Origin of the sequence: Streptomyces sp. NRRL F-2580, assembly GCF_000720115.1 — a bacterium.
Classification (GTDB): domain Bacteria; phylum Actinomycetota; class Actinomycetes; order Streptomycetales; family Streptomycetaceae; genus Streptomyces.
This window is the reverse complement of record NZ_JOIR01000050.1, coordinates 18,221-37,371: the sequence shown is the minus strand read 5'-3', so window position 1 is coordinate 37,371 and position 19,151 is coordinate 18,221. Positions and strand designations below refer to the sequence as shown.

The following is a 19,151-nucleotide window of genomic DNA, read 5'->3' as shown; positions in this document are numbered from 1 at the left end:
GCAGGGGGGACCCTGTGGGAGAGTAGGACGCCGCCGAACAATCATTGCGGGAAGCCCCGCACCAAACCTTCGGGTTCGGTGCGGGGCTTTTCTGCGTTCAGGGCACGTGTGCGGTCTCCTGTAGGGTCAGGGGGCATCGAACGACCGTTTTCTACAGTCACAGTGGAGGCCCCCGGGTGGAGGTCCAGGAGACTCGGGTTCAGACTGACCGAATTTTCACCATTCCGAACATCCTGAGCATGGCTCGTCTCGCCGGCGTGCCCGTGTTCCTGTGGCTGATCCTCACCGAGCACGACGGGTGGGCCTTGGCCGTCCTCATGCTCAGCGGGGTCAGCGACTACCTCGACGGGAAGCTCGCGCGGCGCTGGAATCAGATCAGCAAGCTCGGCCGGCTGCTGGATCCGGCCGCGGACCGCCTCTACATCCTGTCGACGCTCTTCGGTCTGACCTATCGCGAGCTGCTGCCCCTGTGGCTCACCGGAGCACTGCTCTTGCGTGAGCTGATGTTGCTGGTCATGGTGTGGATCCTGCGCCGTCACGGCTATCCGCCGCCGCAGGTCAACTTCCTGGGCAAGGCGGCGACCTTCAACCTGATGTACGCGTTTCCCTTGCTGCTGCTCAGTGACGGCACGGGTTGGTTGGCCTGGTTGGGGTCAGTTTTCGGATGGGCGTTCGCGGGATGGGGTACAACCCTCTATTGGTGGGCAGGAATCCTTTACGTGGTTCAAGTCCGCCGTCTCGTGAAGGCAGACGCCACGGCCGATTGAGCCCGACCGGCGCCGGATGACGCGGAGAAGTTGCGGAGTCACCGACCGAGACGGGTGAGAGTCGGCACGACTGTCATCTCTCAAGGAGGATTCTTCCGACATGAAGGCCGTCGTGATGGCCGGTGGCGAAGGTACGCGTCTTCGCCCCATGACCTCGAGCATGCCCAAGCCGCTCCTGCCGGTGGCCAACCGGCCGATCATGGAGCACGTGCTCAGGCTGCTCAAGCGCCATGGGCTCAGCGAGACCGTGGTCACTGTGCAGTTCCTGGCGTCGCTCGTCAAGAACTACTTCGGGGATGGCGAAGAGCTCGGAATGGAGCTCACCTATGCCAACGAGGAGAAGCCACTCGGCACCGCCGGCAGTGTGAAGAATGCCGAGGAGGCCTTGAAGGATGATGCCTTCGTCGTCATTTCCGGCGATGCGCTCACCGACTTCGACCTCACCGATCTGATTCGCTTCCACAAGGAGAAGGGCGCACTCGTCACGGTGTGCCTCACCCGGGTGCCGAACCCGCTGGAATTCGGCATCACGATCGTGGACGAGGAGGGCAAGGTCGAGCGCTTCCTGGAGAAGCCGACCTGGGGCCAGGTCTTCTCGGACACCGTCAACACCGGTATCTACGTCATGGAGCCCGAGGTCTTCGACTACGTGGACCCGGACGTCTCCGTCGACTGGTCCGGCGATGTCTTCCCGCAGCTGATGAAGGAAGGCAAGCCCATCTACGGCTATGTGGCCGAGGGCTACTGGGAGGACGTGGGCACGCACGAGAGCTACGTCAAGGCGCAGGCCGACGTGCTCGAGGGCAAGGTCGACATCGAGATGGACGGCTTCGAGATCTCGCCCGGCGTGTGGATCGCCGAAGGGGCCGAGGTGAGCCCGGACGCGGTGCTGCGCGGGCCGCTGTACATCGGGGACTACGCCAAGATCGAAGCCGGCGTGGAGATCCGCGAGCACACCGTCATCGGGTCGAACGTCGTCGTCAAGAGCGGGGCCTTCCTGCACAGGGCCGTCATCCACGACAACGTGTACATCGGGCCCCACAGCAATCTCCGCGGCTGTGTCATCGGCAAGAACACCGACATCATGCGTTCCGCGCGGATCGAGGACGGCGCCGTCATCGGCGACGAGTGCCTCGTCGGTGAGGAGTCGATCGTTCAGGGGAACGTGCGGGTCTACCCCTTCAAGACGATCGAGGCCGGCGCCTTCGTCAACACCTCGGTCATCTGGGAGTCCCGGGGGCAGGCACATCTGTTCGGCGCGCGGGGAGTCTCCGGGATCCTGAACGTCGAGATCACCCCGGAGCTGGTGGTCCGGCTCGCCGGCGCCTATGCGACGACCCTGAAGAAGGGGGCGACGGTCACCACGGCCCGAGACCACTCCCGAGGCGCGAGAGCGCTCAAGCGGGCCGTGATCTCGGCGCTGCAGGCCAGCGCCATCAACGTACGGGACCTGGAGAACGTACCGCTTCCGGTGGCGCGGCAGCAGACCGCGCGCGGCACCGCCGGCGGGATCGTGCTGCGGACCTCGCCGGGCGTCCCGGACTCGGTGGACATCATGTTCCTGGACGAGCGCGGAGCGGACCTCTCGCTCCAGCAGCAGCGCAAGCTGGACCGGGTGTACGCGCGCCAGGAGTACCGGCGTGCGTTCCCCGGAGAGATCGGCGACCTGCAGTTCCCGGGCAGCGTCTTCGACGCGTACACGGGCTCGCTGCTGCGCCGGGTGGACACCACCGGGATCGGCGATGCCGGACTCAAGGTGGTCGTGGACGCCTCCAACGGCAGCGCCGGGCTCGTCCTGCCGAGCCTCCTGGGACGGCTCGGGGTGGACGCCCTGACCATCAATCCCGGGCTCGACGAGTCCAGGCCGACGGAGACCACCGAGTCCCGGCGGGCCGGGCTGGTGCGGCTCGGGGAGATCGTGGCCTCGGCGCGGGCGGCCTTCGGGGTGCGCTTCGACCCGGTGGGCGAGCGGATCTCCCTGGTCGACGAGCGCGGGCGGATCATCGAGGACGACCGCGCCCTGCTGGTGATGCTCGACCTGGTGGCCGCGGAGAAGCGCAGCGGCAAGGTCGCGCTGCCGGTGACCACGACGCGGGTCGCCGAGCAGGTGGCGGCGTACCACGGCACGCAGGTGGAGTGGACGACGACCTCGCCCGACGACCTGACCCGCGTGGGCCGGGCGGAGAACACCATCTTCGGCGGGGACGGCCGGGGCGGGTTCATCGTTCCGGAGTTCAGCAGCGTCTTCGACGGTTCGGCGGCCTTCGTACAGCTGCTCGGGCTGGTGGCGCGCACGCAGCTCACGCTGAGCCAGATCGACGCCCGGATCCCGCGGGCCCACGTGCTCAAGCGTGACGTTCCGACGCCGTGGGCGGTGAAGGGGCTCGTCATGCGGCGGGTCGTGGAGGCGGCCGGAGAGCGGCAGGTGGACACCACCGACGGGGTGCGGGTGGTCGAGACCGACGGACGGTGGGCGCTGGTCCTGCCGGACCCGGCGGAAGCGGTCACCCACCTGTGGGCCGAGGGTCCCGACGACGCCTCCGCGCAGGCCCTGCTCGACGAGTGGGCGGCCGTGGTGGACGGGGCCGGGCACTGAGCGCCGGGCACTGAGCGCCGGGTGACGGCGTAGGACAGCGGTCCGGTGGGCCGGGTGCGGGAGTCCCGCCCCGGCCCACCGGCTGGACGCATTGGGTGTGTACGGCGCCGACATGCGACGATGTGCGGCATGTCGCAGCCGCCCCACCACCGGACTTCGGCGTCTCCTGTGCCCCCGCGCCCGGACGCTTCCATGTCGCTGCTGACGCACGTGATGGACCACAGTCTCGACGAGGGCTACGCGGAGGCCACGGCCCGGCGCGAGGCGGACGGAACGGCGGGCCTGCCCCGCACCCTCAAGGCCAAGCTGGGGCTCGCCGCCGGGCTCGTGATCACGGCCATGGTCGTCACGCTCGGCGCGGCCGAGGCGCGGCTGGCCGCGCCGGTGCTGGCCAAGGAGCGTCACGAGCTGATCGACAGGGTGGAGCGGGCCGACGAGCGCGCGGACGGCCTGGAACGGGACATCGACCGCCTGAGGACCGATGTCGCGGCCCGCCAGCGTGCGGCGCTGAAGCAGCCCGGCGGTGGCCAGGGCGAGCTCGTGGCGCTGCTGGCCGGTGCCACGGAGGTCCGCGGCCCCGGGATCAGGCTGGTCGTGGACGATGCGAAGGGCGCTTCCTCCGGCGGCGGCGGAAAACCGCGCGAGAGCTCCGGATTCTCGGACACCGGCCGGCTCCGCGACCGAGACATGCAGAAGATCGTCAACGGGCTGTGGCAGTCCGGGGCGGAGGCCGTCTCCATCAACGGGCAGCGGCTGACGGAGCTGTCGGCGATCAGGGCCGCGGGTGACGCGATACTGGTCGACAACAGGCCGCTGGTGCCCCCGTACGAGGTGCTGGCGGTGGGGGACAAGAAGCGGCTCGGCACGGCCTTCCAGGACTCGGCGGACGGCCAGTACCTGCACGTGCTGCAGGAGAGCTACGGGATCCGCTACAGCCTGTCCGCCGCGGACGAGGTGCGGCTGCCTGCCGCGTCGAGCCTGACCGTACGTACAGCTACACCGGTAGAGCAGCAGAAGGGTGCATCGTGATCGCGGTACTGGGCCTCTTGGCCGGAGTGGTGGTCGGACTTCTGGTCCGGCCCGAAGTACCGGCCGTGGTGGAGCCTTATCTGCCGATCGCCGTGGTGGCGGCGCTGGACGCGGTGTTCGGCGGTCTGCGCGCGATGCTGGACGGGATCTTCGTCGACAAGGTCTTCGTGGTGTCGTTCCTGTCGAACGTGGTGGTGGCGGCGCTGATCGTCTTCCTCGGTGACAAGCTCGGCGTCGGTTCGCAGCTGTCGACGGGCGTGGTCGTGGTCTTCGGCATCCGCATCTTCTCCAACGCCGCGGCCATCCGCCGGCACGTGTTCCGGGCGTGAGGCCGATGAGTACGAACGACAGTCCCGAGGAGTCGGGTCCGGGGCCCGCGGGACAGCCGCCGCGGGACGTGCCCCCGCGGGACGTGCCGCCGCAGGACGTGGCCCCGCAGGACGTCCCGAAGAAGGACGAGCCCGCGCAGCCGGTGCAGCAGCCCGCGCAGCAGCCCGCGCAGCAGCCCGCCCCGGCCGCTGAGCCCGAGGAGACCGGCCGGCAGCGGCTCGCGGACGGGCTGTGGCCGCCGCGGGTGAGCCGGGCGCAACTGATCGTCGCGCTGCTGCTGTTCGTCCTGGGGCTGGGTCTGGCCATCCAGGTGCGGTCGAACAGCGAGTCCAGTGCGCTGCGCGGGGCTCGTCAGGAGGACCTCGTACGGATCCTCGACGAGCTCGACGGGCGGACCAAGCGCCTGGAGGAGGAGAAGCAGGCGCTGGAGGATCAGCGCAAGGAGCTGGAGAGCAGCTCCAACCAGGCCGAGGAGGCCCGCAGGCAGACCGTGGAGAAGGAGCGTCAACTCGGCATCCTGGCCGGTACCGTGGCAGCGCAGGGGCCGGGCATCACGCTGAAGATCACCGATCCGACCGGCCAGGTGCAGTCCGACCAGCTGCTGGACACGCTCCAGGAGCTGCGGGCGGCCGGGGCCGAGGCGATCCAGATCAACGGTGTGCGCATCGTGGCCGGCTCGTACTTCTCGGAGGAGAACGGCGGGGTCGCGATCGACGGTAAGAAGATCACACAGCCCTACGAGTTCAGGGTGATCGGCAAGCCCCAGGATCTCGAGCCCGCGCTCAACATTCCCGGCGGTGTCGTCCAGACGCTGGAGAAGGAGCAGGCGACCGTTGCCGTCACACGGTCGGCGAAGATCGTTGTGGATGCCTTGCGGGCTGCGAAGCAGCCTGACTACGCTCGGTCGTCATCGTGAGGAACTGGAGTGAAGGGTGGAGCGGCTCACGCGGGCGGATGCCTGCGGGGGGTCGGCGCACCGAAGTCGCGGTGCGTGGTGGAAACTGTCTGGTGGTTACGGACGTTGTGAGAATGTCCGGGTCGGCAGGTGTCTGCATTCGGAGTTCGTCCTGCCCCACGGGCGGGTCTGTTTCGGTCAAGGGGAATCGCCCGTGAAGTTGTTTGAGAAGTTGTTCGGCAAGAAGAACCGCGAGGACAGCGGTTCGGCACGGCACCGTGCCGGTCACGGGGACGTGGAAGGGCAGGGCGACCGGCCGCTCTTTCGCGACGAGGTCGCCGGCGCGGGTGATGTTCAGGGTGGCCACGGCGCGTCGGCCGTTGACCCTGCCGGTACCGGAGGCATAGGTTTCGGTGAACCATCAACCTCAACTGCGGGTGGAGGGTTCGCCCCCGACCCGTACGCCACCAACGCCTCCGCGGGGCAGCCGCGGCGCGAGGAGCCGTCCATGTCGGCCGAGCAGATTTGCAGCAGGTGCGGACACCGCAGCGATGCGGCCAGTCGGTTCTGCTCAAACTGCGGGGCGCCGCTGCGGCCGGGTCTGACGCCGGAGCGGGCCTCGGAGACCACGTCTACCATCTCGATCTCGGGCCTGGAGGCCTACGAGGCCGAGGTGTCGGGACAAACGCACGTGTCGTCCTCGCTGTCCCCCGAGGCCCAGGCCGCGGTGGAAGCGCTGCCGCCCGGTTCCGCGCTGCTCATCGTGCGGCGCGGTCCCAACTCCGGTAGCCGCTTCCTGCTGGACGGCGAGCTGACCACCGCGGGCCGGCACCCGCAGAGCGACATCTTCCTGGACGACGTCACCGTCTCCCGGCGCCATGTCGACTTCCGCCGGGGCCCGGACGGCGGCTTCACCGTCTCCGACGTGGGCAGCCTCAACGGCACGTACGTGAACCGGGAACCGATCGACTCCGTCGCCCTGCACAACGGCGACGAGGTGCAGATCGGCAAGTACCGGCTGGTCTTCTACGCGAGCCTGCGGGGCATCTGACCCCTTCCGGACTCCGTCCGGGGGGACCCCCACCCCCGGACCCGGTCCGGGGTCTTCCCAGGGAAGGTCCCATGCTGCGCAATCCGACAGGGGGTGCCGGAAACGGCACCACCGGCTCGGCCGGGCGGCTGGTGAGCATCGGCACGGTGCTCACCACGCTGCGTGACGAGTTCCCCGAAGTCACCATCTCGAAGATCCGTTTTCTGGAGGCCGAGGGGCTCGTCGAGCCGCGCCGCACCCCTTCGGGATACCGCAAGTTCAGCACCGACGACGTGGAGCGCCTCGCGCGCATCCTGCGTCTGCAGCGCGACCACTACCTGCCGTTGAAGGTCATCCGCGAGCAGCTCGACGCGCTCGCCCGCGGGGAGCAGATCCGTATCCCGGCGCCCACGGCGCACGGGGACTCCGACGATCCCACCGGCCCGGCGGCCGTGTACGGCGAGGTCGGGCGGGAGCGGCCGACCGCGGCCCGGGTGGGCCGGGCGGAGCTGATCGCCGCCGCCGAGGTGGACGAGGGCCAACTGGTCGAGTGGGAGTCGTACGGGCTGCTGGCGGAGGCCCCCGGCGGTGGTTTCGACGCCGAGGCGGTCACGGTGGCCCGGCTAGTGGCAGATCTGGGGCGCTTCGGGCTGGAGCCGCGGCACCTGCGGGCGATGAAGGCCGCGGCCGACCGTGAGGCGGGTCTGGTGGAGCAGGTCGTCGCACCGCTGCGCCGACACCGCAACCCGCAGACCAGAGCGCATGCGGAGGCCACGTTGAAGGAGCTGGCGGGGCTCTCCGTACGGCTGCACGAGGCCCTCGTACAGACCGCTCTGGGGGTCCGGTTGCGGTGACCGCGCTGGTCGGCGTGGAGCCCCGACTACCCAAACCTGCCGGGCAGGTCCTAGGGTTGCTGTGTGAACGAGCTCGACGTTGTGGGTGTCCGGGTGGAAATGCCCTCCAACCAACCGATCGTGCTCCTGCGTGAAGTGGGAGGCGACCGGTACCTCCCCATCTGGATCGGTCCTGGGGAGGCGACCGCCATTGCCTTCGCGCAGCAGGGGATGGCTCCTGCCCGACCGCTGACGCACGACCTGTTCAAGGACGTGCTGGAGGCGGTCGGTGAGGAACTCACCGAGGTCCGGATCACGGATCTGCGGGAGGGCGTCTTCTACGCGGAGCTCGTCTTCGCCAGCGGGGTCGAGGTGAGCGCGCGGCCTTCCGATGCCATAGCGCTGGCCCTGCGGACGGGGACGCCGATCTACGGCAGTGACGGCGTGCTGGACGACGCCGGAATCGCCATTCCGGACGAGCAGGAGGACGAGGTGGAGAAGTTCCGCGAGTTCCTCGACCAGATCTCGCCCGAGGACTTCGGCACCGGCCCGCAGTGAGGCGTGGGGCCGCGTCGTCCCCGCGATCCGCGGGGGACTTTCAGCCCATTCGATGAGCCTTTCCCCATAACGGGATACGGGAAACCACTCTCAGGGTGATTATCACTCGGCGTGCCGAGTGTGGCGATCGTTGACGCACCCCTGGTGACTGCCTACCTTCAAGGTGGCAGGTCAAGGACGGAGGGTCGGCGTGAGGATCACGGGCGACGGTACGACCGGGGGCACCCCCGTACGGAGTGACGCTGGGCCGTACCCGCTGCACGGCGGCGCGGTCGGGCCCGCGCGCCGTCAGCCGGAGTCGACGCCGGTCGGACCGGTGGGCGGTGACCCGGCGCCCGAGCAGATCGGATACCGCGGGCCGACGGCGTGCGCGGCGGCCGGCATCACGTACCGGCAGCTGGACTACTGGGCACGGACCGGGCTGGTGGAGCCCAGCGTGCGGGCCGCCTACGGGTCGGGCACGCAGCGGCTCTACAGCTTCCGCGACGTGGTGGTCCTCAAGATCGTCAAGCGCTTCCTGGACACCGGGGTGGCGCTGCAGAACATCCGTACGACGGTCCAGCACCTGCGTGACCGCGGGTTCTCGGACCTGGAGCGGATGACGTTGATGAGCGACGGCGCCACCGTGTACGAGTGCACCTCCCCGGACCAGGTCGTGAGCCTGCTCCAGGGCGGGCAGGGCGTCTTCGGCATCGCCGTGGGCGTGGTGTGGCGGGACGTCGAGAGCGCGCTGTCGCAGCTGCACGGGGAGCGGGTGGACACCGGCGAGACCCTGGTCGGGCACAACCCGACGGACGAGCTGGCCGCCCGCCGCAACCGCGCCGTCTGATCCGCGCCGTCTGATCCGGCCGGGGAAATGTCAGTGCCGTAGGGCAGCATCGGTGCCGTGAGAGCCGCGCCGACCATCCTGCACCTGGACATGGACGCCTTCTACGCCTCGGTCGAGCAGGCGTCGAAGCCGAGTCTGCGGGGCAAGGCCGTCATCGTCGGCGGGCTCGGGCCGCGCGGGGTCGTCGCCACCGCTTCGTACGAGGCCAGGCGCTTCGGCGTGCACTCCGCGATGCCGACGGCGCAGGCGCGCCGGCTCTGCCCGAACGGCGCCTACCTGATCCCGCGCTTCAGCCTCTACCGGCAGGTCAGCGACGTGGTGATGGCCCTGCTGCGGGAGCTGTCGCCGCTCGTGGAGCCGCTCAGCCTGGACGAGGCCTTCGTGGACCTGGAGGCGGGCGGCGTGGCCTTCGACTCCCGGACCGCCCGGACGACGGGGGAGCGACTGCGGGCCGACATCAGGGCCGCCACGGGGCTCAGCGGGTCGGTGGGGCTGGCCGGGTCGAAGATGCTGGCCAAGGTGGCGTCCGAGGAGGCCAAGCCGGCCGGGCTGCTGCTGATCGAGCCGGGGACCGAGCGCGAGCTGCTCGCGCCGATGTCGGTACGGACCCTGCCCGGGGTGGGCCCGGCCACGGGGGAGCACCTGCGCCGCGCCGGGATCACCACGGTGGGGGAGCTGGCCGAGGCGGGCGAGGACGAGCTGGTCCGGATGCTCGGGCGCGCGCACGGCGTCGGCCTGTACCGGATGGCGCTGGGGCTGGACGACCGGCCGGTGGTCGCGGAGCGGGACGCGAAGTCGGTGTCGGTCGAGGACACCTTCGACGTGGACCTGCACGACCGCGTACGGATCCGGAACGAGGTGCAGCGACTGGCCGACCGGTGCGTGCAGCGGCTGCGGGGGTCGGGGCACTCGGGGCGGACGATCGTGCTGAAGGTGCGGCGGTACGACTTCTCCACGCTGACCCGGTCCGAGACGCTGCGCGGGCCCACGGACGACCCGGCCGTGGTGCGGGAGGCCGCGGCGCGGCTGCTGGAGGGTGTGGACACCACGGGCGGGGTGCGCCTGCTGGGGGTGGGGGTGACGGGGCTGGCGGACTACACGCAGGAGGACCTGTTCGCGCAGTCGCTCGCCGCTGAGCCGGACGGGGCGGATGGGGCGGACGAGGCCGCCGGGGCGGGCCGGGCGGCCGGAGCGGACGGGATCGGCGGGCCCGGAGCGACTGGGGCGCCTGTGGAGGCCTCCGGGGTCCGGGCGGGCGCCGAGCAGCCCGGGGAGCCCGAGCCGGCTCCGGAGCGGCGCTGGCCGGCCGGGAGCGACGTACGGCACGCGGTGTACGGGCCCGGGTGGGTGCAGGGCAGCGGGGTCGGGCGGGTGACCGTACGGTTCGAGCAGCCCGGATCCGAGCCCGGCCGGGTGCGGACCTTCCGGGTGGACGACCCCGAGCTGGAGCCGTCCGATCCGCTGCCGCTGGTGGGGGACGGGGAGCAGGGACCCGCGGGCGCGGCATGATCCCGGGGCCGGGACGGGCGTGCGTCCCGCCTCAGGCCCGCCTCAGGCCGGCCGTGGGCCCGCCGCGGGCCCGCCACCGGGCCCGCACGGGCCCGCGCGCCCGCGCCGCTCAGCCCTCGTCGCTCGCCAGGCGGCCGAAGTCGCGCGAGAACTCCGTGGGCAGGGTCGTGTCCAGGCCGTAGTGGTGGTAGAGCTGCAGCTCCTGTTCGGGGGAGAGGTGGCGGCCGACGCCGAAGTCGGGGGCGTCCCTGATGAGGGAGCGCTCGAAGGGCACCCGCAGGGTGTCGCCCACCATCTCGCTCGGCTCCAACGGGACGAAGGCGTCCCGGCTGAACAGGCCCGTACGGACGGCCGCCCATTCCGGGACGCCCGTGGCATCGTCGAGGTAGACCTCGTCGATTGTGCCGATCTTGGTGCCATTGCGGTCGAACGCCTTGCGGCCGATCAGGCTGCGCGGATCGATGTCGGTCTGCACGGTCCCTCCAAATGGTCGCAACTCCTCCGTAATGACTACAGAAGTGCATAACGGCAGCGGAGGCCACTCGGGGAGGGGCCAGAACCTCGCTGGTAGGCTGGGTGATGGCTGTCGACCCTGTGCGGGAGAGTCCTCCGAGTGAACGAGACGGAGGCGCCGAAGGAGCAAATCCTCCCCGGAATCTCTCAGGCATACGTACCGCACGGACGAGGCCACTCTGGAAAGCAGGGGCGGGTACCGGGCGCGCAGTGCCGGTGCCTCTCCTCACCGACGGTGAAAGCCGGAGCGCTCGGGAAACCCCCGTGACTCCGGTGAAACTCTCAGGTGCAGATGACAGAGGGGGAGGCCGTCCGGGTGCCCGCGCCGTGGTGCCCCTCGCAGGTCATACGACCAGGAGGCCTCCGTACATGACCGCCAACCGCATTCCGCTCTCCCAGCTGGAGCGAGGCATCCCCTTCGAACAGCGCCACATCGGCCCGGATGCCGAGGCGCAGGCGAAGATGCTCGCCCATGTGGGCTACGGCTCCCTGGACGAACTGACCGCCGCCGCGGTCCCGGATGTGATCAAGACCGCCGAGGCGCTCGACCTGCCCGAGGCGCGGACCGAGGCCGAGGTGCTCGCCGAGCTGCGCTCGCTCGCCGACCGCAACCAGGTCCTCTCCTCCATGATCGGTCTCGGCTACTACGGGACCTTCACCCCGCCGGTGATCCTCCGCAACGTCATGGAGAACCCGGCCTGGTACACGGCGTACACCCCGTACCAGCCGGAGATCTCCCAGGGCCGCCTCGAAGCGCTCCTGAACTTCCAGACCGTCGTCGCCGACCTCACCGGGCTGCCGACCTCGGGCGCCTCGCTGCTCGACGAGGGCACCGCGGCCGCCGAGGCCATGACGCTGGCCCGCCGCGTGGGCAAGGCCAAGGGGAACGTCTTCCTCGTGGACGCCGACGCGCTGCCGCAGACCATCGCCGTCATCGAGACCCGTGCCGAGCCGATCGGCATCGAGGTCGTCGTCGCGGACCTGTCCGCCGGCATCCCGGCCGAGATCGCCGAGCGCGGCATCTACGGCGTCCTCGTCCAGTACCCGGGCGCCTCCGGTGCCGTGCGTGACATCAAGCCGGTCATCGACCAGGCTCACGAGCTCGGCGCCATCGTCGCCGTCGCCGCCGACCTGCTCGCGCTGACCCTGCTGACCTCCCCGGGCGCGCTCGGCGCGGACATCGCCGTCGGCACCACCCAGCGCTTCGGCGTCCCGATGGGCTTCGGCGGACCGCACGCCGGTTACATGGCCGTCCAGGACAAGCACGCGCGTTCGCTGCCCGGCCGCCTGGTCGGCGTCTCCGTGGACGCGGACGGGAACAAGGCCTACCGCCTGGCGCTGCAGACCCGCGAGCAGCACATCCGCCGCGAGAAGGCCACCAGCAACATCTGTACCGCCCAGGTGCTGCTCGCCGTCATGGCCGCCATGTACGCCGTCTACCACGGCCCGGACGGCCTGCGGACGATCGCCCGCCGGACCCACCGCTACGCCGCCCTGCTCGCCGCGGGCCTGACGGCCGGCGGGGTCGAGATCGTGCACGGCTCGTACTTCGACACGGTCACCGCCCGCGTTCCGGGCCGCGCGGCCGAGGTCGTCGCCGCCGCCCGCGAGGGCGGTGTCAACCTGTACCTGGTCGACGCCGACCACGTCTCCGTCGCCTGCGACGAGACCACCCTGCGCGCCGACGTCGAGGCCGTCTGGGCCGCCTTCGGGGTCGACGGCTCCGCCGCGAACATCGAGGCGCTCGACGCGACCACGGCCGACACCCTGCCCGAGGGCCTGCTGCGCTCGGACGACTACCTGACGCACCCGGTCTTCCACCAGCACCGCTCCGAGACCGCGATGCTGCGCTACCTGCGCAAGCTCTCGGACAAGGACTACGCGCTGGACCGCGGCATGATCCCGCTGGGCTCCTGCACCATGAAGCTCAACGCGACCACCGAGATGGAGTCGGTCACCTGGCCCGAATTCGGCCAGCTGCACCCCTTCGCCCCGGTGGAGCAGGCCGAGGGCTACCTCACGCTCATCACCGAGCTGGAGGAACGTCTCTGCGAGGTCACCGGCTACGACAAGGTGTCCATCCAGCCCAACGCCGGCTCCCAGGGTGAGCTCGCCGGCCTGCTGGCCGTCCGCGCCTACCACCGCGCGAACGGCGACGAGCAGCGCACCATCTGCCTCATCCCGTCCTCCGCGCACGGCACCAACGCCGCCAGCGCCGTGATGGCCGGCATGAAGGTCGTCGTCGTCAAGACCGCCGACGACGGCGAGGTGGACGCGGCCGACCTGCGCGCCAAGATCGAGCAGTACCGCGACGAGCTCGCCGTACTGATGATCACGTACCCGTCCACGCACGGCGTGTTCGAGGAGCACGTCGCCGACATCTGTGCCCAGGTCCACGAGGCCGGCGGTCAGGTCTACGTCGACGGCGCCAACCTGAACGCCCTGGTGGGCCTCGCCAAGCCGGGTCACTTCGGCGGCGACGTCTCCCACCTGAACCTGCACAAGACCTTCTGCATCCCGCACGGCGGTGGCGGCCCGGGCGTCGGCCCGGTGGGTGTCCGGGCGCACCTGGCCCCGTACCTGCCGAACCACCCGCTCCAGCCGACCGCGGGCCCGGAGACGGGCGTCGGCCCGATCTCAACCGCCCCGTGGGGCTCGGCGGGCATCCTGCCGATCTCGTGGTCGTACGTGCGCCTGATGGGCGGCGAGGGTCTCAAGCGCGCCACCCAGGTGGCGGTACTCGGCGCCAACTACATCGCCAAGCGCCTGGAGCCGCACTACCCGGTGCTCTACACCGGCCCGGGCAACCTGGTCGCGCACGAGTGCATCATCGACCTGCGCCCGCTGTCGAAGTCCACGGGCGTCAGCGTGGACGACATCGCCAAGCGCCTGATCGACTACGGCTTCCACGCCCCGACGATGTCCTTCCCGGTCGCCGGCACGCTGATGATCGAGCCGACGGAGTCCGAGGACCTCGCCGAGATCGACCGCTTCTGCGACGCGATGATCGCCATCCGCGCCGAGATCGAGCGGGTCGCGGGCGGCGAGTGGCCGGCCGACGACAACCCGCTGGCCAACTCCCCGCACACCGCGGCGGCGCTGGGCGGCGAGTGGAACCACCCGTACACCCGCGACGAGGCCGTCTTCCCGGGCGGGGTCACGGCCGCCGAGAAGTACTGGCCGCCGGTGCGCCGCATCGACGGTGCCTTCGGCGACCGCAACCTGGTGTGCTCCTGCCCGCCGCTGGACGAGTACGACCACTGACACCGAGCGGTGCGGTGACACGAAGAACGTGACATGAAGAAGGGCCGGTCCGGGAGAATCTCCCGGACCGGCCCTTCTTCATGGCGTGCGTCCGTCGGGCCGCCCTTCGTGCCTACGCGGCCGCGAGCGGGCGGTGCGGGGCGATGATCTGGCCGTCCGGCAGCAGCTCACCGGTGTCCTCGAAGAGCAGGACGCCATTGCACAGCAGGCTCCAGCCCTGCTCCGGGTGGTTGGCCACCGGGCGCGCGGCCTCCCGGTCGGCGGATTCGGCTGACGGGCAGGCTGGCTGGTGCTGGCACATGGATGCGTTCTTTCGCTGCGGTGTGGTCTGCGTGCTACGGCTCGATGCGTAATTCATGGCCGTCCCCCTGGGTCATCCCCGCACCCGCGGGGAGCGTGTCATCAGTGTTCCCCCATGACAGCCGCTTCGCAGGTATTTCCCGGCAGCTGTCCTCATAGATTGATGACGCATCACTCGTGCGGGCGGTTCAGGCCAACTCCCCTGTCATTTCGGATGGTTCGCAAGTGGCCCGAGCGGACTAGGCCGAATGGGCGACTCGGGTCAGGCGGCGGGTGCGGCCAGCGACGGCGGGAGGGGAGCCGTGGCGGGGGTCAGCCGGTGGGTGAGCACGGGCAGCAGCTCGGAGACCGGATGCGGGCGGAACGGGGCGATGCCGGGCGGGGCCGGAGCCAGCGGCACCAGCAGGTCCTCGCCGGCGGGCAGCCCGGCGGAGGCGTCGGCGCCCACCGCCCCGTGCAGCCACAGGGTCAGCATGTAGAGCTCCGGTACGGACAGCAGCCGCGGCTGGTAGCTCGTACCGAGGGATTCGGCCTGGCGCAGGGCGCGTTCGGTGGCGGCGACGTAGGGCCCCTCGAAGAAATGGGAGAAGGTCCAGCCGTCGGGTGTCAGGCGGGTGTCGGCCGCCGCGACGTGACGGTCCCCGCTGCGGATCAGGAACCGCCAGCCGGTGAGCCGTGTGCGGGGCGGCCTGCCGCCGGCCGCGAGGGCGGACATGCCCAGCCGGTCGAGGACGTGCACCGGAAGGGGGAGTTCGGCGGTCAGCGGCCCCTGGATCGCGCGCAGGGACGGGGTGTGCGCCTCGTGGACGGCGGTGGGAGAACCGAGTGCCGCGAGGACGCTGCGCAGGGCGGGCGCGGGAGCCGGAGGGACATGCAGCGGCATGGTGGGTCGCCTCTCACTTGGGAGACCTGTGGAACGGGGGCAGGTGCGGACGGCACTGTCGCATTCTGGGGCCAGAGGGGGGCCGAGGGGCAATGGCCGCGCGCCAACTCTCTGCCTCGTTTGCGGAGTTTATACGACATGTGTTCACGCAGTGTTTCGGCTAGCTGTCCTGCCTATTGCCGACAAGGCGCTTACCGGTCCCGCTGACATGGCATTCATGCCGGATGCACGCGAACGTGCCGCGCTGACCTCGGAGGTTACCGGACGGGGGCTCGGCTGGAAAGCATCGGTTTTGTGGAGCGCGCAAAGGCGAAGAGGAATTTGCGCGAGGCGACTTGCCAGGTGAATGTGCCGAAGCGCCCTTCGGCCAAACCGGCGCGCGCTCCTCGCCACGCACGCCCCCACCGCGTTATGGATCACGCTGCCGGGGCATCATCGACCGTAATGCGCGCCTGGGTGTCCCGGGCCGGGCGCACTCGAGGAGGGACGCTTCGATGGGGGAGAAGGTCGTGGCGGGCGGATTCGACCTGTCCGATCGGCAGCGGTATCGAAGGAAGCTTCACGAGTGTCTGGAGGGGCTGGAGCGACTCCTGGCGGAGAAGAGGTTCGATCGCCCGAAGAACATGATGGGACTGGAGATCGAGCTGAATCTCGCGGGCGCCGACGGGCTGCCGAGAATGGTGAATGCCCAGGTACTGGAGCGGATAGCGAGCCCTGATTTCCAGACCGAGCTGGGAATGTTCAATCTGGAGGTGAACGTCCTGCCGCACCGGCTCGGCGGACGGGTATTCGACCAGCTCGTCGAGGAACTCAGCGCGGGGCTGGGCTATGCCCACCGGCAGGCCGCGGAGATCGATGCCGGAGTGGTGATGATCGGCATTCTGCCGACGATCTCCCGCGCCGACCTGGTCACCGCCAACCTGTCGGCCGTGGACCGCTACTCGCTGCTCAACGAGCAGATCCTGATGATGCGGGGGGAGGACTTCACGCTCGACATCGACGGGGTCGAGCGGCTGATCTGGACCTCCGGGTCGATCGTGCCGGAGGCCGCCTGCACCTCCGTACAACTGCATCTCCAGGTGACACCGGCCCGGTTCCCCGCCGTGTGGAACGCGGCGCAGGCGGTGGCCGCCGCGCAGATAGCCGTCGGCGCCAACTCCCCCTTCCTGTTCGGGCGCGAGCTGTGGCGGGAGTCGCGGCCGCCGCTGTTCACGCAGGCCACCGACACCCGGCCGCCCGAACTCCAGGCGCAGGGAGTACGGCCGCGGACCTGGTTCGGGGAGCGGTGGGTGGACTCGGCGTACGAGCTCTTCGCCGAGAACGTCCGCTACTTCCCCGCCCTGCTGCCGATATGCGACGAGGAGGAGCCGCTGCGGGCGCTCGCCGAGGGCGGGGTGCCGGGGCTGCAGGAGCTTGTCCTGCACAACGGGACCGTCTACCGCTGGAACCGGCCCGTCTACGGGGTCGCCGACGGGGTGCCGCACCTGCGGGTGGAGAACCGGGTGCTGCCGGCCGGCCCGACGGTCGCCGACGTCGTCGCCAACGCCGCCTTCTACTACGGGCTGGTGCGCACCCTCGCGGACGAGCAGCGCCCGGTGTGGACCCGGCTGCCCTTCGCCGAGGCGGAGGCGAACTTCGACGCGGCCTGCCGGTACGGGATCGACGCGCGGCTGCGGTGGCCGCGCCGGGGCCGGGCCGGGGGACTGGCGAGCGTGCCCGCCGTACGGCTGGTCCTGGACGAGCTGCTGCCGATGGCGGCGGCCGGCCTGGACGCCTGGGGCATCGAGCCCGCGGACCGGGACCACTACCTCGGCATCATCGAGGAGCGCTGCCGGCGGCGGGTGAACGGGGCGACCTGGCAGGTGGACACCTATCACCGGGCGCTGGCGGCCGGGCTGGAGCGGGACGAGGCGCTGGCCGCGACCACCCGGAGGTACAGCGAGCTGATGCACAAGGGCGACCCCGTCCACACCTGGCCCGTGGGGCCGGGGGAGGAGGTGGGCCCCTCGGTGCCGGAGCCCCGCTGAGCGGGCGCGCGGCCGGAGCCGTCCGGCGGGCCCGTCGATGCCGTCGATCCCGTTGTCCCCCGCAGTGATCCTCCCGGTCTCCCGAGGAGGCAGTATGGGGTGGTCGCAACGGGATGGCAGGACGGGAGTCGGACGTGCGGGCGGATCCGGAGCCGGTGTTCGTGGAGCTGGGCGAGGACGGGCGGCGGGCTCTCCTGCGCGACGAGACGCTGCTCGTCCTCGCGCTGTCGCTGGGCGCGAGCGGTGTTTCGGCGCTGATCAGTTTCATCGGCTCACTCACCAAGCCGGGGGGACTGAAGGACCAGGCCGCCACCCTCAACGGCTCGTACGCCCCGGGCCGGCCCTGGCTGGACCTGGCGTGGCAGCTCTTCGGCATCGCGAGCGCGCTGGTCCCCGTCCTGCTGGTGGCGCACCTGCTGACCCGCGAGGGCGCCCCCGGGCTGCGGGTGCTGGGCTTCGACCGCACCCGGCCCATGGGGGACGTGGCCCGGGGCGCTCTCGTGGCCGCGGGGATCGGGAGCGCGGGGCTCGCCTTCTACCTGGGGGCGCGGGCCGCCGGGTTCAACCTCACGGTGGTGCCCGAGGCGCTGCCGGACGTGTGGTGGAAGTTCCCCGTACTGATCCTCTCCGCTCTGCAGAACGCCGTGGTGGAGGAGGTCATCGTGCTGGCCTACCTGCTGCGCCGGCTGGACCGGCTCGGCTGGTCGCCGATGGCCGCGCTGCTGGCCAGCTCGGCCCTGCGCGGCTCCTACCACCTCTACCAGGGCATCGGCGGCTTCGTCGGCAACATGGTGATGGGCGTCGTCTTCGTCCTGGCCTACCGCCGCTGGGGCCGGGTGGGACCGCTCGTCGTCGCGCACGCGCTCCTCGACATCGTGGCCTTCGGCGGTTACGCCCTGCTCGCGGGCAAGGTGGGCTGGCTGCCCACGCCGTGAGGCGGCGGACCACCCGGTCGGCCCCTCCGGGCGGGGGTGGAGGCCGGAGCGGTGCGACGCTGAAGGCGAGGTGAGGAGGCGCGCCCGGTGGCTGTTGTGGACTCCCTGGTGCCGTTCGCGCCGTTCTTCGTGCCCGTGGTCAGCGGCCTGGTGGGCGGAGCCAGCCTCCTCATCCGGGACCGCCGCGAGGCGCGCAGCTCCGACCACCACTACCGCAGGCGGCTGGAGAAGGCCCAGCTGGAGGTCCAGTTCCTGAGCGGCTGGATCCAGGCCAAGGAGCTGGCGCCGACCGACTCGCCGGCCCCGGACCCGGAGCCGGGGCGCTGGCTGGACGAGTGCTACGCGTCGGTGCGCCGCGCCAAGGCGGACACGGGCGGCCGCCACCGGACGGGGCCGGTCTCGCTGCGGCGCCTCCTGCTGCTGGGGGAGGCGAGCGGCCCGGCGAAGAGCATGCGGGTCGCGTACTGGATCTCCCTCGTCCTCTTCAACGGGGCGCTCGCGTGGTGGGTGAACGCGCTCGTCACCGGCGTACCCGGTTTCGCGCACGAGGAAGGTGCCTCCGAGTCCGAGGAGATCGCGTCTTACCTGGCCCTGGCGGGCGTCTTCTTCGTCGTGTCAGCCGCCCTGTGGGCGTGGACGGTGCACCTGGGCAAGGCGGAGCCGGAGCAGGTCTACCGCAAGCGCATCGACTCGGCCGCGTGGGTGGAGCAGGAAGCCAAGCGACGGAGTGCCGCACGTGCGAAGGCGGTGGCGATGGCGGCGAAGGCGCGATCGAAGGGCGACGGGAAGGACGCCGAGGGCGGGTCCGCGGGCTGACCCGGTCCCGCCCCGGGCCGGCGCCCGCGTCCGTGCC

17 protein-coding genes and 1 riboswitch are annotated in these 19,151 nt (G+C 70.7%); of the genes, 14 read left to right on the top strand and 3 right to left on the bottom strand.

Going from position 1 to position 19,151, the window contains the following annotated elements:
• The first annotated feature begins 176 nt into the window (after nucleotides 1–176).
• The 10 genes from IF88_RS0135680 (at nucleotide 177) to IF88_RS0135635 (ending at nucleotide 10,376) form a co-directional block, all read left to right on the top strand.
• On the top strand, nucleotides 177–767 hold the full coding sequence (locus IF88_RS0135680; RefSeq protein ID WP_030722416.1) for a CDP-alcohol phosphatidyltransferase family protein: 591 nt from the start codon (nucleotides 177–179) through the stop codon (nucleotides 765–767).
• Nucleotides 768–867: 100 nt separating this feature from the next.
• Nucleotides 868–3,363: a mannose-1-phosphate guanyltransferase gene (locus IF88_RS0135675; RefSeq protein WP_030722413.1), complete on the top strand. Its 2,496-nt coding sequence runs from the start codon at nucleotides 868–870 to the stop codon at nucleotides 3,361–3,363.
• A gap of 120 nt (nucleotides 3,364–3,483) precedes the next feature.
• Complete coding sequence (locus tag IF88_RS0135670) at nucleotides 3,484–4,392, top strand: DUF881 domain-containing protein (protein ID WP_078893344.1); 909 nt, start codon at nucleotides 3,484–3,486, stop codon at nucleotides 4,390–4,392.
• Nucleotides 4,389–4,721, top strand: a complete 333-nt coding sequence (locus tag IF88_RS0135665; RefSeq protein ID WP_030722407.1) for a small basic family protein — start codon at nucleotides 4,389–4,391, stop codon at nucleotides 4,719–4,721. Before IF88_RS0135670 ends, IF88_RS0135665 begins: the two co-directional genes overlap by 4 nt.
• Nucleotides 4,722–4,726: 5 nt before the next feature.
• On the top strand, nucleotides 4,727–5,638 hold the full coding sequence (locus IF88_RS0135660) for a DUF881 domain-containing protein (RefSeq protein ID WP_107050705.1): 912 nt from the start codon (nucleotides 4,727–4,729) through the stop codon (nucleotides 5,636–5,638).
• Between the two features lie 85 nt (nucleotides 5,639–5,723).
• Nucleotides 5,724–6,668, top strand: a complete 945-nt coding sequence (locus tag IF88_RS48675; RefSeq protein ID WP_234323816.1) for an FHA domain-containing protein — start codon at nucleotides 5,724–5,726, stop codon at nucleotides 6,666–6,668.
• Nucleotides 6,669–6,739: 71 nt separating this feature from the next.
• Nucleotides 6,740–7,501: a MerR family transcriptional regulator gene (locus IF88_RS0135650; RefSeq protein WP_030722398.1), complete on the top strand. Its 762-nt coding sequence runs from the start codon at nucleotides 6,740–6,742 to the stop codon at nucleotides 7,499–7,501.
• Between the two features lie 63 nt (nucleotides 7,502–7,564).
• Nucleotides 7,565–8,038 (top strand): bifunctional nuclease family protein, encoded by a 474-nt coding sequence (locus IF88_RS0135645; protein ID WP_007262890.1) that lies wholly within the window; start codon nucleotides 7,565–7,567, stop codon nucleotides 8,036–8,038.
• Nucleotides 8,039–8,228: 190 nt separating this feature from the next.
• Nucleotides 8,229–8,867 carry a MerR family transcriptional regulator gene (locus IF88_RS41400; protein ID WP_030722395.1) on the top strand — a complete coding sequence of 213 codons (639 nt, stop codon included), beginning with the start codon at nucleotides 8,229–8,231 and terminating at the stop codon, nucleotides 8,865–8,867.
• A gap of 57 nt (nucleotides 8,868–8,924) precedes the next feature.
• Complete coding sequence (locus IF88_RS0135635; RefSeq protein WP_030722392.1) at nucleotides 8,925–10,376, top strand: DNA polymerase IV; 1,452 nt, start codon at nucleotides 8,925–8,927, stop codon at nucleotides 10,374–10,376.
• A 109-nt stretch (nucleotides 10,377–10,485) separates the two neighbouring features.
• Here IF88_RS0135635 and IF88_RS0135630 read toward each other — a convergent pair whose 3' ends face one another.
• On the bottom strand, nucleotides 10,486–10,851 hold the full coding sequence (locus IF88_RS0135630) for a PRC-barrel domain-containing protein (protein WP_030722389.1): 366 nt from the start codon (nucleotides 10,849–10,851) through the stop codon (nucleotides 10,486–10,488).
• A 112-nt stretch (nucleotides 10,852–10,963) separates the two neighbouring features.
• Nucleotides 10,964–11,062: riboswitch (glycine riboswitch) on the top strand.
• A 196-nt stretch (nucleotides 11,063–11,258) separates the two neighbouring features.
• Between IF88_RS0135630 and gcvP the strand changes: the two genes are divergently transcribed.
• Nucleotides 11,259–14,153, top strand: a complete 2,895-nt coding sequence (gene gcvP, locus IF88_RS0135625) for an aminomethyl-transferring glycine dehydrogenase (protein ID WP_030722387.1) — start codon at nucleotides 11,259–11,261, stop codon at nucleotides 14,151–14,153.
• Between the two features lie 112 nt (nucleotides 14,154–14,265).
• On the opposite strand, the gene IF88_RS0135620 is transcribed toward gcvP, so the two are convergent.
• Nucleotides 14,266–14,454, bottom strand: coding sequence for a DUF5999 family protein (locus IF88_RS0135620; RefSeq protein WP_030009772.1), 189 nt, complete (start codon nucleotides 14,452–14,454; stop codon nucleotides 14,266–14,268).
• A 261-nt stretch (nucleotides 14,455–14,715) separates the two neighbouring features.
• Nucleotides 14,716–15,336: a hypothetical protein gene (locus tag IF88_RS0135615; protein WP_030722385.1), complete on the bottom strand. Its 621-nt coding sequence runs from the start codon at nucleotides 15,334–15,336 to the stop codon at nucleotides 14,716–14,718.
• Nucleotides 15,337–15,830: 494 nt separating this feature from the next.
• Between IF88_RS0135615 and IF88_RS0135610 the strand changes: the two genes are divergently transcribed.
• The 3 genes from IF88_RS0135610 to IF88_RS0135600 all read left to right on the top strand — a co-directional run bounded on the left by IF88_RS0135610 (nucleotide 15,831) and on the right by IF88_RS0135600 (nucleotide 19,114).
• On the top strand, nucleotides 15,831–17,363 hold the full coding sequence (locus tag IF88_RS0135610; protein WP_030722383.1) for a glutamate-cysteine ligase family protein: 1,533 nt from the start codon (nucleotides 15,831–15,833) through the stop codon (nucleotides 17,361–17,363).
• A gap of 113 nt (nucleotides 17,364–17,476) precedes the next feature.
• The gene (locus tag IF88_RS0135605; protein WP_234323815.1) at nucleotides 17,477–18,298 is read left to right on the top strand and encodes a CPBP family intramembrane glutamic endopeptidase; all 822 of its coding nucleotides are present in this window, start codon (nucleotides 17,477–17,479) and stop codon (nucleotides 18,296–18,298) included.
• Between the two features lie 87 nt (nucleotides 18,299–18,385).
• Nucleotides 18,386–19,114 (top strand): hypothetical protein, encoded by a 729-nt coding sequence (locus IF88_RS0135600; protein ID WP_158754779.1) that lies wholly within the window; start codon nucleotides 18,386–18,388, stop codon nucleotides 19,112–19,114.
• Nucleotides 19,115–19,151 lie beyond the last annotated feature (37 nt).